Below are 13,543 nucleotides of genomic sequence, written 5' to 3' on the forward strand. Positions count from 1 at the left end.
CCGATGCCACGCCGACGCGACTCGGCTTGCGGGCGCTGCGCGCTCCGCTGGAACCGCGCGGCCTCCCACATCGCGGACCTCCGGAGGGATGTCATCCTGAGGAGCGTTGCGAGCGGCGCACTCGGCGCTGCCGCGCCGCCCGCTTCGCGGGTGCGACTGCGTCGCGCCGCTTCGACCCGCTTCGCCCCTCATGCCCCGCCCGCGACGGTCACGGCATCGGCATCGGACCGCGCGTGCGACAATCGCTCGAATGTCCGACGAGATCGTCGTTCCCCGTATCGGTCCGACGGACCGGCTGGTCGAGCTGCCGGCGCACCGGCTCGTCGACGCGGTCACCGGCGCGGCGCCGCGGCTTGCGACGGCGCTCCGGATCGCCGCGCGCGGCGACGTCCTCCTCGTCCGGTTCGACGCGCGGCACCGCGGCATCGTCGCGACGCTCCGCGAGACGAACGCCCCGCTCTGGACCGAGGACGTCGTGGAGGCGTTTCTGTCGGCCGAAGACCCGCCGCGCCGCTACGTCGAGCTCGAGGTGAACCCGCTCGGCGCGCGTTTCTCGGCGCGGGTCGACTCGCCCGAAGGAACGCGGAAGGGAATGTCCGTCGCGACTTTCGAGTGTCCCGGCTTTTCGGCCGGGGTCAAGCGCGGCGAGCGCCGCTGGAGCGCGCTGCTCCGCGTGCCCGCGTCGGCCTTCGGCGGCGAGTCCATTCCCGAGACCTTCCGCGCGAACTTCTTCCGCATCGACCGGGCGACGTCGGAGTTCTCCGCGCTCTTTCCGACCCGGGCGGACCCGCCGGATTTCCACGTCGGGTCGGCGTTCGGGAGATTTCGCGTCGCCGATGGCACCGGACTTGAATGATGTCGCGGATGTGGCGATCCCTGCGGATTTTCGCGCCTTCGTGATCGCGGCCGCGCTGCTCGCGGTCCCCGCGGCGTCGCTCTCTTCGTCGCAGCGGCCGATTCCCCGGAAGCATCGCAACAGCCACCGCCCGGCGCCGAAGCGCGTCGATTTCGACGCGCAGTCCGCCAACGACGCCGCCGTCGAGAAGCCGCTGTCGCGCGGCGTTTCCGGGCCGGCGGTGCTGCGGGCGCAGGTGCTCCTCGACCGCGCCCACTTCTCGCCGGGTGAGATCGACGGCTCGATGGGAGACAACACGCTCCGCGCCGCGGCGGCCTTCGACGCGGCCAACGGGATCGACGCCTCCGTCCCGGTCTCGGAGAAAACGTGGAAAGCGCTCGATCGCGACCGGAGCCCCGTCGTCGTTCCCTACATGATCGCGCCGGAGGACGAGGCGGGCCCGTTCCTCCCCATTCCCGAGGACATGATGGAGAAGGCGAATCTGCCGTCGATGCCGTACGCGTCTCCGCTCGAGGAGCTCGCCGAGCGATTCCACTCGAGCCCGGCGCTGCTCCGGAAGATGAATCCCGCGGCCGACTTCGGCGCCGCCGGCTCGACGATCATCGCGCTCGACGTCGACCGCGCGCCGCTCCCGAAGGCCGCCTCGATCCGCGTGAGCGGAAGCGATCTCTCCGTCACCGCCCTCGACGCCTCGGGGAAGGCGATCGCGCGCTACCCCGCGACCGTCGGAAGCGAGCACGATCCGCTGCCGCTGGGCGAGTGGAAGATCAACGGGATCGGGCACGACCCGGTCTTCCACTACAACCCGGATCTGTTCTGGGACGCCGATGCGAAGGACGGGAAGACGACGATCCCCGCGGGGCCCAACAATCCGGTCGGAGTCGTCTGGATCGATCTCTCGAAGCCGCATTACGGGATCCACGGAACGGCCGAGCCGGCGACGATCGGGAGATCGCAGTCGCACGGCTGCATCCGGCTGACGAACTGGGACGCGCTCGATCTCGCGCAGCTCGTCGCGCCCGGGACGCCGGCCTCTCTCGTTCCATGAAGAGCCTCGCGGAGAGCGCCCGCCCCGGAGATTCGGGGAACGTAAGGAGCGCCGGGCCGGGAGTCGTCGTCTTCTGGTCCGCGCTCGCGTTTTTCGTCGCCGCACTCGTCTTCTGGGTGCCCCGTCACCGGGTCGGCGCGCCGGCCTCGCGACTGCCGCGAGAGCCCTCCGCCGCGCGCGGCGCACCGCGCGCCGAGCCCTCCGGCGCAGACGGCGGGACGCAGCCGGCGCCCGACCGGGCCGGCGAGGTCCGTCTGTCGATGCCGATCGCGGGGCTTCGCCCGTCCGACCTGCGCGACAGCTTCGAGGAGATCCATTCCGGCCACCGCCACGAGGCGATCGACATCCTCGAGCCTCGCAATACCGCCGTTCTCGCGGTCGACGACGGCACCATCCGGAAGCTCTTCCACAGCGTGCCGGGAGGCATCACGATCTACCAGTTCGATCCGACGGAGACTCGCTGCTACTACTACGCTCATCTCGAGCGATACGCCGAGGGGCTCGCCGAGGGGCAGCGGGTGAGCTCCGGACAGACGATCGGATACGTCGGAACGTCGGGAAACGCCCCTCCGCAGACCCCGCACCTGCATTTCGCGATCTACCGGCTCGGGCCGGAAAAGCGGTGGTGGCAGGGGGAGGCGATCGACCCGTATCCCCTTCTGACGCGGGCGCGCCGATCCATCGAATGATGCGGGCGCGTGCCGCCCCCGGTCGGCCTGTGGCGTACGGGATCGCGGTACGCCTCGGCCGCCGGGGGCGACCCGCATCCCGCCTGACTCGCGGCCCGGCGCGCTTCGCCGTTGCATCCAAACTACTTCCGGGCACCGGGCACGTCCCTTCCCCCGGGTGACTATTGAAATCGACGAATCCGCGGCGGGAGAATCGCCGGGGGGCCAGCCATGTCCGAAAAAGAACAACTCGTCTCCGCGATGCCCGGGCCGCTCACCGAGGACGAGCTCCTCCGGATGAACGCGTACTGGCGCGCGGCGAACTATCTCTCCGTCGGGCAGATCTATCTCCTCGACAACCCGCTCCTGCGCCGGCCGCTGACGTCCGACGACGTGAAGCCGCGGCTCCTCGGGCACTGGGGAACCACACCCGGGCTCAACTTCGTCTACGTGCATCTCAACCGCCTCATCAAGCAGCACGAGATCGACGTGCTCTACGTCGCCGGTCCCGGGCACGGCGGTCCGGCGCTCGTCGCGAACACGTATCTCGAAGGCACGTACAGCGAGGTCTATCCCTCGATCACCCAGGACACGGCGGGTCTGCAGAAGCTCTTCAAGCAGTTTTCGTTCCCGGGAGGTATCCCGAGCCACGTCGCTCCCGAGACGCCCGGATCGATCCACGAGGGAGGGGAGCTCGGCTACGCGCTGGCCCACGCGTGTGGCGCCGCGTTCGACAACCCGGATCTCCTCGTCGCGTGCGTGATCGGCGACGGCGAGGCGGAGACCGGTCCGCTCGCCGCGTCGTGGCATTCGAACAAGTTCCTCAATCCCGTCACCGACGGGGCCGTGCTGCCGATCCTGCATCTGAACGGCTACAAGATCGCGAATCCCGCCGTCCTCGCGCGCATCGGCCGAACGGAGCTCGAAGAGCTCCTGCTCGGATACGGCCACACGCCGTATTTCGTGGAAGGCGCGGATCCGTACGAGATGCACCAGAAGATGGCGGGGACGCTCGACGCGGTCGTCGCCGAGATCCAGGCGATTCAGATCGACGCGCGGTCGGGGCGGATGCCGGGCCGCCCGCGCTGGCCGATGATCGTTCTCGTCACTCCGAAGGGATGGACGGGACCGAAGGAAGTCGACGGGAAGAAGATGGAGGGAACCTGGCGGGCCCATCAAGTCCCGCTGTCGGACGTGGCCGGCAATCCCGCGCATCTGCGCGCGCTGGAGGAATGGATGAAGAGCTACGTCCCCGACGAGCTCTTCGACGCCTGCGGGAGGCTGCGCCCCGACGTGGCCGAGCTCGCGCCTCTCGGCAGCCGCCGGATGGGGGCGACGCCGTTCGCCAACGGCGGGAAGCTCCTGAAGGACCTGCGGCTCCCGGACTTCCGCGGGTACGCCGTCGAGGTCGACAAGCCGGGCCGAGCCGAAGCGGAAGCGACGCGCGTCCTCGGCGCGTTCCTGCGCGACGTCATCCGCGCCAACCCGAAGAACTTCCGGCTCGTCGGTCCGGACGAAACCGCGTCCAACCGGCTCACTCCCGTCTTCGAAGCGACGGACCGGCGGTGGATGGCCGAGACGATCCCCGGCGACGACCACCTCTCGCCGACCGGCCGCGTCATGGAAGTCCTCTCCGAGCACCTCTGCCAGGGATGGCTCGAGGGCTATCTGCTCACGGGCCGCCACGGCGTCTTCTCCTGCTACGAGGCGTTCATTCACATCATCGACTCGATGTTCAACCAGCACGCGAAATGGCTGAAGGTCTCGCGCCGCATCCCCTGGCGGCGGCCGATCGCCTCGCTCAACTATCTTTTGACGTCCCACGTCTGGCAGCAGGACCACAACGGTTTCTCGCACCAGGACCCGGGATTCATCGACCACGTCGTCAACAAGAAGGCGGACGTGATCCGTGTCTACCTGCCGCCCGACGCGAACACGCTCCTGTCGGTCGCCGACCATTGCCTGCGGAGCCGCGACTTCGTCAACGTGATCGTCGCCGGCAAGCAGCCGGGGCCCCAGTGGCTCTCGATGGACGAAGCCGTGCGGCACTGCACGGCCGGCGTCGGGATCTGGGAATGGGCCTCCAACGACAAGGGAACGGAGCCGGACGTCGTGATGGCATGCGCCGGCGACGTGCCGACGCTGGAAACCCTCGCCGCCGTCGACTTCCTGCGGCATCGCGCGCCCGACCTGAAGATCCGGGTCGTCAACGTCGTCGACCTCATGACGCTCCAGCCGCGCGAGGAGCATCCGCACGGTCTCCCGGCGGCGCAGTTCGACGCGATCTTCACGACCGACAAGCCGATCATCTTCGCGTACCACGGCTATCCGTGGTTGATCCACCGCCTCGCGTACCGCCGGCGCAACCACGCGAACCTGCACGTCCGCGGCTACAAGGAAGAGGGGACGACGACGACGCCGTTCGACATGGTCGTCAAGAACGACCTCGACCGGTTCCATCTCGCCGGCGACGTCGTGGACCGCGTGAAGAAGCTCGCGCCCGCGGCCGGCTACATCAAGCAGGAAATTCGGGACCGACTGATCGAGCACCAGGCGTACATCACGCGCAGGGGAGAGGATCTACCCGAGATCCGCGAATGGCGCTGGAACCTGTAGACCACGACTCGCGACACGTCGTTCTTGGCTCTTTTCTTGCACTTTTTCGCCGTGTGAAGACCGTTTTTCTGTTCGCGACCGGAATCGAGAACAGCTCGCCGACGATCGATCACGGCAAGAAGCGCGTGGACGAGTTGGAGAAGTGCGGGTTCTACCGGCACTGGAGGACCGACTTCGATCTCGTGCAGGAGATGGGGATCTGCTTCCTTCGTTACGGGCCGGCTCTCTACCGGACGTTCCTCGGGGCCGACCGCTTCGACTGGGAGTTCGCCGACGCGACGCTGGCCGATCTCCGGTCGCGAGACGTGACGCCGATCGCGGACCTCTGCCATTTCGGGGTTCCCGACTGGATCGGCGATTTCCAGAATCCCGATTTCCCGAAGCTCTTCGCCGGCTACGCATCGGCGTTCGCGCGGAGGTTCCCCTGGATCCAGCTGTATACGCCGGTCAACGAGATGTACATCTGCGCGCTCTTCTCCGCGCGCTACGGCTGGTGGAACGAGCAGAAGAGCGGCGACCGGAGCTTCGTGACGGCGTTGAAGCACATCGTCAAGGCGAACGTCATGGCGATGGACGCCATTCTCGCCGTCCGGCCCGACGCGATCTTCATCCAGAGCGAGTCCTCCGAGTACTTCCACGCCGACAGCCCGAAATCGATCCGGCCCGCGGAGATCATGAACGCGGAGCGGTTCCTCTCGCTCGACCTGAACTACGGGCGGAGGATCAACTCGGAGATGTACGAGTTCCTCTTCGACAACGGACTGACGCGCGAGGAGTACCACTTCTTCCTCGGCAACTCGCTCAAGCACCACTGCATCATGGGCAACGACTACTACATCACCAACGAGCATCTCGTCGACGGCGACGGCCGGACGCGTCCCGCCGGAGAAGTCTTCGGCTACAGCGAGATCACGCGCCAGTACTACGCGCGCTACAAGCTCCCGGTCATGCACACCGAGACGAACCTGCACCAGGGTCCGGCCGGCGACGAGAGCGTCTACTGGCTCTGGAAGGAGTGGGCCAACGTGCTCCGCGTGAGGAACGACGGCGTGCCGATCGTCGGGTTCACCTGGTACTCCCTCACCGACCAGGTCGACTGGGACGTCGCCCTGCGCGAGGACCGCGGCACCGTCAACCCGCTCGGCCTCTACGACCTCGACCGCAACATCCGCCCGGTCGGGCGCGCCTACAAGAAGCTCATCGCGGAATGGGGCAGCGTGCTGCCGACCCAGAGCGTCTGCCTCCAGGTCCCGCTGATCTCGCCCCGCCAGCACCAGGAGGGGCAGGTTGCGTTCATGCCGCCGTCCCGAAGGGACCGGAAGAAGGGGACCCGGAGCACCGACGCTCCCGCCAACGCGCAATGAACGGCAACGGTGATTCCGCGGCGCGATTCTCCGGAAAAGTCGCGATCGTCACGGGGGCGGCGAGTGGGATCGGTCTCGCGGTCGCGAAGCGGTTCGGGCGGGAGGGCGCGAAAGTCGTCGTGGCCGACCTGAATCGCCGCGGAGCGGAGAAGGCCGCCGGCGAGGTGAAATCCGCGGGGGCCCCCGACGCTTTCGGGAGCGCCTGCGACGTGAGCGCGGAGGAGCAGGTCGGCCGCACCGTCTCCGAGACGCTCGACCGTTTCGGCCGCTGGGACGTTCTCGTCAACAACGCGGGGCTCATGGTCTTCAAGGCGCTCGACCAGCTGACGACCGACGACTGGCTGAAGGTCTGGCGCGTGGATCTGATGGGCGCGTTCTATTTCACGAAGCAGGCGTTTTCGAAGATGAGCGACGGGGGCGCGATCGTGAACGTCTCGAGCGTGCACGCCCGGGAGACGACGGCGGGTGTGGCGCCGTACGCGGCGGCGAAGGCGGCACTCCTGTCGCTCACGCGGTCCGCCGCGCTCGAAGGGAAGCCGAAGGGGCTGCGGGTCAACGCGATCCTGCCGGGCGCGGTCGACACGCCGATGCTCTGGAACAACCCGAACGTGAAGTCGGGCCTCGAGAAGATCCAGCGCGCCGACGTCGGGAAGCCCGAGGACCTCGCCGCGGTCATCGCGTTCCTCGCGTCGCCGGGGGCGGAGTTCGTGCAGGGAGCCTCGATTCTGGTCGACGGGGGCCGGTTAACCCACCTCTGACGCGGCGATCCGTTGCGGAAATCGCAGGGGCGATTTCCGCAACGCTACTGCCGCTTTCGGAGAGATGGAATCGCTCCCGCGTCGCCGCGCCGCAAGGTCGCCATAGACCCTCGCGTGAGTTGCTGCCGCGATTTCGGCGATGTCGTTGGGGCGGGTGGCGCGGAGCGCTCCGTGGAAGCCGCCCGCCGCGCACGGTTTCTGTAGCAAAGTCCTCAGCCGCGCCGGGCGGCGCCCATGGAGACGGCACCGCGACAGGCCCCGCGCCCATCAAATCCGTCCGAAATCGCCGGCCCGCCTTCGCCGAGGCTCCCGCCGTCGCTGAAGCTATGGCGGACATGTCGGCGCGGCAGGCCTGAACGAAAAAGACCCCACACGAGTGGGGTCTTTCATCGAACGGCTGACGCCGTTCTTCAAGCGTTGAAGGACTTGCCGCAGCCGCAGCCGCCCGAGGCGTTCGGGTTGTTGACCGAGAAACCGGCGCCGCGGAAGTCCTCGAGATAATCGACGCTCGCGCCCTTCAAGTACATGGCGCTCTGGGGGTCGACGACGACGTGCACGTCGCCCTGGGCGAACTCCGTGTCGTTCTCGTGCTTGTCGTCGAACGTGAACCCGTACTGGAAACCGGAGCAGCCGCCGCCCTGGACGAAGACGCGGAGCGGCTTGCCGGACGATTCCGGCATCTGAGAGGCGAAATACTTGACCTTCTCGATCGCCTTGTCGGTCAGCGTCAGCAGGGGGCTGTCCGCGGCCTGGGGAGGCGTCATCGGAGTGAGGGGACTGGACATTTCAGAAGACATCAGGGAACTCCTTCCGGCCGAAGAGTCGACGCCCCTCGGGTCGGCTCATTATGCCAGCCGCCTCCGCGGGGGTCAAGGAGACCGGTCCGACGTGCCCGGCAAAAAGCTCTACCTGTACGGCAGACCGCCGGTTCGGCCCCAACATCTTGTAGCTTCTTCTTGACAACCAGGATTGGGAGGTTTACCTTCATTTCTCAAATAACGGTCTAGCCGAGAGCCACAACCGAGCCCTGCAGCGCCTTGCGATTCCCGGAAAGGCCGTCGAATGAGGAGGAGAGGGAAATGAGCCGAAGCGACGAGGAGATCCGGAAAGAGGTTCTCACCGAGGTGGGCGCGCGGGAGGTGACACCGCCGGGCCTGCGCGGACTCACCTTTTCGAGGGTCTATTCCGATCCTTCGGTCCCTCCGTTCGATGCGCTCGAATGGGAGCTCCGCACCGCGGCCATCACTTCGGAGAAGGGGGAGACGATCTTCGAGCAGAAGAACGTCGAGGTTCCGAAGTCGTGGTCGCAAACGGCCACGAACATCGTCGTGCAGAAGTATTTTCACGGGAAGGTCGGAACGCCCGAGCGCGAGACCTCGGTGCGGCAGCTGATCTCGCGCGTCGCCGACACGATCACGCGCTGGGGGCAGGAAGGGGGCTACTTCCGCACGGCGGCGGACCGCGACGCCTTTCACGACGAGCTGACCGCGCTTCTCGTCAACCAGGTCATGTCCTTCAATTCGCCGGTCTGGTTCAACTGCGGCGTCGAGGAGAGGCCGCAGTGCTCCGCGTGCTTCATCAACTCGGTCCAGGACTCGATGGCGTCGATCCTCACGCTCGCCAAGACCGAGGGGATGCTCTTCAAATACGGGTCGGGCACCGGCTCGAATCTCTCGACGCTCCGAGGGTCGAGGGAAGGATTGTCCTCCGGCGGCACGGCGTCGGGGCCGCTCTCGTTCATGAAGGGATTCGACTCCTTCGCCGGCGCGATCAAATCGGGCGGAAAGACGCGTCGCGCCGCGAAGATGGTCATCTTGAACATCGACCACCCCGACATCGAGGAATTCATCCTGTCGAAGGCGACCGAGGAAAAGAAGGCCTGGGCACTGATCGACTCCGGCTACGACGGCTCGTTCAACGGGGAGGCGTACTCCTCGATCTTCTACCAGAACGCGAACCACTCCGTCCGGGTCAACGACGAGTTCATGAAGGCCGTCGAGAGCGACGGCGACTACTGGACCAAGGAAGTCCTGACCGGAAGCCCCTTCGAGAAGTTCCGCGCGCGCGAGCTCATGAGGAAGATCGCCGACGCGGCGTGGATCTGCGGCGACCCCGGCATGCAGTACGACACGACGATCAACGACTGGAACCCGGTCAAGGCGACCCACCGCATCAACGCGAGCAACCCGTGCTCCGAGTACATGTTCGTCGACGATTCCGCCTGCAACCTCGCCTCGTTGAATCTCATGAAGTTCGAGCGCGAGGACGGGACCTTCGACGTCGACCGGTTCAAGCACGCCGTCGACGTGACGATCACCGCGCAGGAGATCATGGTCGACAACGCGTCGTATCCCACCGAAGCGATCGCGAAGAACTCCCACGCGATGCGGCCGCTCGGCCTCGGATACGCGAACCTCGGCGCGCTGCTCATGGCGTCGGGCCTGCCGTACGACTCGGACGAGGGACGCGCCTACGCGGCCGCGATCACGTCGCTCATGTGCGGCGAGGCTTATCTCCAGTCGTCGAAGATCGCCGCGGAAATGGAGCCGTTCGACAACTACGAGCCCAATCGCGACGCCTTCCTCGGCGTGATCTCGATGCACCGCGACGCGGCGTACCAGATCCCGAAGGAGGGCGTGCCGACGGAGCTCCACAACTGGTCCCAGGCGGTGTGGGACATGGCGCTCGAGTCCGGCAGCCAGTTCGGGTACAAGAACGGCCAGGTCACGGTGCTGGCGCCGACCGGGACGATCGGGTTCATGATGGACTGCGACACGACCGGCATCGAGCCGGATCTGGCGCTCGTCAAGTACAAGAAGCTCGTCGGCGGGGGGACGATCAAGATCGTCAACCAGACGGTCCCGCTCGCGCTCAAGCGTCTCGGCTACGCGGCGGAGGACGTCAACCGCATCGTCTCGTACGTCGACGAGCAGGGCACGATCGAAGGCGCTCCCGGGTTCAAGCCCGAGCATCTTCCGATCTTCGACTGCTCCTTCAAGGCGCTCAACGGCACCCGCTCGATCCACTACATGGGGCACGTGCGCATGATGGCCGCGGCGCAGCCGTTCCTCTCGGGCGCGATCTCGAAGACGGTCAACATGCCCACCGACATCTCGCCCGACGACATCGCCGACACCTATCTCCAGGGGTGGAAGATGGGCCTGAAGGCCATCGCGATCTACCGCGACGGCTGCAAGCGGACCCAGCCGCTCAACACGGCGGCGTCCAAGAGCGACACGAAGAACCCGGAGGCGCGCTCGTCGCTCGAGTACCTGGGGAAGGCCGTGGGCCTGGAGGCCCGTCCGTTCCGGCGCAAGCTGCCCGACGAGCGGGCGGCGATCACCCACAAGTTCAACGTGGCGGGGCACGAGGGATACGTCACGGTCGGCCTCTACGAGGACCGCACGCCGGGCGAGATCTTCCTGACGATGTCGAAGGAAGGGTCGACCGTCTCCGGTCTGATGGACTCCTTCGCGACCGCGATCTCGCTGACGCTCCAGTACGGCGTGCCTCTCGAGGCGCTCGTCGACAAGTTCTCCCACATGCGGTTCGAGCCGTCCGGCTACACGAAGAACAAGGAGATCCCGATCGCGAAGTCGCTCGTCGACTACATCTTCCGCTGGCTCGGGTCGAAGTTCCTGTCGGCCGAACAGAAGGAGAACATCGGGATCGTCTCGCGCGACAACACGAGCGACACCGCGCCGATGCCGGTCACGCAGCAGGTCCTGAAGTTGGTGCCGTCGGGATCGAGGATGTCCTCGGGCCATGCGTTCGAGGTGCAGACGGACGCGCCGGCGTGCCACGAGTGCGGCTCGATCATGGTCAGGAACGGCGCCTGCTACAAATGCCTCAACTGTGGGGCTACCAGTGGATGCAGCTAGAGCATGCTGCCTGGTGAAGCGATGCGGAGGGTCGGGGTGAGGGAGCCCCGCGCGTCATCCTGAGGGAACCCTCTCTCCTTCCCCTCGGTCATTCGGGCGGCCTTCGGGCCGCCCTTTCCTTTGATCCAGACGGAGGAGGTGACCCGATGAAGGGATTCCGGGAACATCGCGCGCTGCCGGCCCGTCTCGTCGTGCTGCGCGCCGTCGTCGCGGTTTCCGCCGTGCGGAAGATCCGGATCGTTCGCAAACCCCGTCCCGTCGTTTCTCCCGTTCCCCCGGAAAAGGAAGGGAAGTGATTTTCGAGAGGTGAGCCCATGATCGATTCCATCAGCTTTCTCGCCCCCGACGGCATGCTGGAGTTCGAGGCCGCCGACATCGAGGAAATCGCGACCGACGACACCGGGACCCACGTCCGGCTCAAGGACGGGCACACGTGCTCGCTCCTCGGCCACGAGGCGAGGGCGCTTCTCGAGTCCGTGCGCCGGGCGCAGCCAGCCTGACGCGCGGCCGGCCCGACGCCTACCAGCCTCCGCCGCCTCCGCCGCCCGACGAGCTTCCTCCGCCTCCGCCGGAAGACGACGGCGCCGCCACCCCCGCGGAGAACCCGCCGACGGCCGCCGCCCAGCTCCCGGAGGCGCCGGCGCCGCCGAAGCTGCCGCCTCCGCCCGTCCACCCGCCGCCGGAGGAGGATGAGGACGACGAACCCCCGCCGAACCCGCCGGTCGAGGACGTCCCCGCGGCCGCGAAGCTCTTCGACCAGCGGTCGACGCCCGATCCGAGCCCGAGCGCCAGCAGCCAGGGGAACCACGCGTCCTCGAGCGCCGGGTGCGGCTGCCGGAGCTGCATCTTGAACCATCGCCGCGCGGTCTCGATCCGCCGGCGCGCCTCCATGCGCGCCGCCCCGTCCCGCGACATCGCCAGGTTGAACGCCGAGCTCACATAGCCGAGTGTCGCGAACGTGATCGCCGCGAAGGACGTGGGCGAGTCGTCGCGCGGGAGGAGCAACCCGACGATCACCCACGGAAGGAGGAGAAGAACGAGCCCCGTGGCGAGGCCCGCGTTGATCGGGCGGAATTTCTCCGAGGAGTTCTTCGCGAGCATGATCCCGAAGAGACCGAGGAAGGCGGTCGCGAAGACGAAGATGAAGGCCGTCCGCACGTCGTTCGGGACGTGGTGACGCCAGCTCTCGACCGCAAACCCGGCGGCCGCCGCCATGAAGAGGAGAGTCCGCCATTTTCCCGGCGGGTCGACGGTATCGGCGAACGCGCCCTTCCCGGCGAGCCGCGCCTTCAGCTCTTTCTCGATCAGATTCGACGGGTTGAATCCGCTCGACTTGTAATGCGCGCGCACCTCGTCCGGCGTCACGCTCTCCTGCCCGAAGAAGAGGCCGTCGACGAGCTTTCGCTCGTATCCCGAGAACCCGGAGAGGGGAGCGAGGCGGGTGAGGCGGAGCGTCGGCTTCGCCAGGACCTTCGACGTCTCGCTCTTCAACTTCTTCTCGGCGACCAGCCGGGCGATCACGGCCGAGACCTCGGGCGTGCCGACGTCGTCGTCGAGCGCCGTCCCGACCTCCTCGGGGAGCAGGTCGAAGACGTTCTCGGCGAGCCAACGAGCGTTCACTTCCGAAAGCGATGGAAGCGGCCGGAACCGCCCGCGAGTGCGGTCGTGCAGCCAGTAATGGAGGCCGAAGAGAAGGATCGCGGCCGCGATCAGGAGCGTCGCGAGCCGGCGGTCGGCCAGCAGCGGGATGCGCCTCACCTGCGAAGGCGCGGCGCCGCCCGCCCACGCGAGCGAGGCGCTCACGACGAAGCCGCGTCCCGGCGCGAGAGGTCCCGCCTCCCAATGCCCGGAGAAGGCTTCCGACGGTTTCCAGGAAGGATCGAGCGCGAAGTCGAGCGTGAAACGGTCGATCGAGCCGTCGCGATCGGAAAACGCGAAGTCGTGAGCGAGCCGGTAGGTCTCGCCGCGCTTCTCGACGACGCCCGAGAGGGTGTAGTCGAGGACGTAGTCGATCTCGGTGTCGGCAAACGGCGGATCGGAGGGGAGCCGGCTGCGCCAGCGGAGCGTCTTCGCGTCGACGAAATCGAAGTGGTCGACCTGCGAGAGGTCGCCGTCGACGAGCGGCGTGCGCTCGCCCGTCTTCGGGTCGAGGCGCGCCATGCTGGCGAAGGTCAGCTGCTGGCCCGGCTCGATCCGGAACTTCCTTTCGCCGCCGTTCCATTCGCCGTCGAAGACCATGTTCTGTCGCTCGGAAACGTGGAGAAGACCGTCGGCGTCGAGCCGGGCCTCGACGTCGAGGCTTCGCCAATGGAGCGTCCGCGCGACCGCCGCCGCGGGAAGCGAAAGGACGAG

The 13,543-nt window shown here is 67.2% G+C and carries 11 protein-coding genes; 9 read left to right on the forward strand and 2 right to left on the reverse strand.

Annotated elements, in window-relative coordinates:
- Positions 1-250: 250 nt before the first annotated feature.
- The 6 genes from VKH46_11565 to VKH46_11590 all read left to right on the forward strand — a co-directional run bounded on the left by VKH46_11565 (position 251) and on the right by VKH46_11590 (position 7,310).
- Entirely contained in the window at positions 251-856 is a 606-nt protein-coding gene (locus tag VKH46_11565; protein ID HKB71474.1) for a carbohydrate-binding family 9-like protein, read from the forward strand.
- A gap of 10 nt (positions 857-866) precedes the next feature.
- Positions 867-1,904 (forward strand): L,D-transpeptidase family protein, encoded by a 1,038-nt coding sequence (locus VKH46_11570; protein ID HKB71475.1) that lies wholly within the window; start codon positions 867-869, stop codon positions 1,902-1,904.
- Positions 1,901-2,593, forward strand: a complete 693-nt coding sequence (locus VKH46_11575) for a M23 family metallopeptidase (protein HKB71476.1) — start codon at positions 1,901-1,903, stop codon at positions 2,591-2,593. Before VKH46_11570 ends, VKH46_11575 begins: the two co-directional genes overlap by 4 nt.
- A gap of 210 nt (positions 2,594-2,803) precedes the next feature.
- Complete coding sequence (locus tag VKH46_11580) at positions 2,804-5,188, forward strand: phosphoketolase family protein (GenBank protein HKB71477.1); 2,385 nt, start codon at positions 2,804-2,806, stop codon at positions 5,186-5,188.
- A gap of 53 nt (positions 5,189-5,241) precedes the next feature.
- A complete protein-coding gene (locus tag VKH46_11585) occupies positions 5,242-6,552 on the forward strand; it encodes a family 1 glycosylhydrolase (GenBank protein ID HKB71478.1) in 1,311 nt (436 codons plus the stop codon).
- A complete protein-coding gene (locus tag VKH46_11590; GenBank protein ID HKB71479.1) occupies positions 6,549-7,310 on the forward strand; it encodes an SDR family NAD(P)-dependent oxidoreductase in 762 nt (253 codons plus the stop codon). The genes VKH46_11585 and VKH46_11590 overlap by 4 nt, the downstream gene beginning before the upstream one ends.
- A gap of 410 nt (positions 7,311-7,720) precedes the next feature.
- Here the strand turns inward: VKH46_11590 and erpA are convergent, their stop codons facing one another.
- Positions 7,721-8,107: an iron-sulfur cluster insertion protein ErpA gene (gene erpA, locus VKH46_11595; GenBank protein ID HKB71480.1), complete on the reverse strand. Its 387-nt coding sequence runs from the start codon at positions 8,105-8,107 to the stop codon at positions 7,721-7,723.
- A 282-nt stretch (positions 8,108-8,389) separates the two neighbouring features.
- Here erpA and VKH46_11600 point away from each other — a divergent pair, with 282 nt between their 5' ends.
- The 3 genes from VKH46_11600 to VKH46_11610 all read left to right on the forward strand — a co-directional run bounded on the left by VKH46_11600 (position 8,390) and on the right by VKH46_11610 (position 11,691).
- Positions 8,390-11,191, forward strand: a complete 2,802-nt coding sequence (locus tag VKH46_11600) for a vitamin B12-dependent ribonucleotide reductase (GenBank protein ID HKB71481.1) — start codon at positions 8,390-8,392, stop codon at positions 11,189-11,191.
- Between the two features lie 146 nt (positions 11,192-11,337).
- The gene (locus VKH46_11605) at positions 11,338-11,487 is read left to right on the forward strand and encodes a hypothetical protein (protein HKB71482.1); all 150 of its coding nucleotides are present in this window, start codon (positions 11,338-11,340) and stop codon (positions 11,485-11,487) included.
- A gap of 18 nt (positions 11,488-11,505) precedes the next feature.
- Positions 11,506-11,691 (forward strand): hypothetical protein, encoded by a 186-nt coding sequence (locus tag VKH46_11610; GenBank protein HKB71483.1) that lies wholly within the window; start codon positions 11,506-11,508, stop codon positions 11,689-11,691.
- 19 nt (positions 11,692-11,710) lie between these two features.
- On the opposite strand, the gene VKH46_11615 is transcribed toward VKH46_11610, so the two are convergent.
- Positions 11,711-13,543: DUF2207 domain-containing protein (locus VKH46_11615; protein ID HKB71484.1), on the reverse strand; the 1,833-nt coding region annotated here is incomplete at its 5' end.

This window comes from Thermoanaerobaculia bacterium (assembly GCA_035260525.1).
Lineage (GTDB): Bacteria > Acidobacteriota > Thermoanaerobaculia > UBA5066 > DATFVB01 > DATFVB01.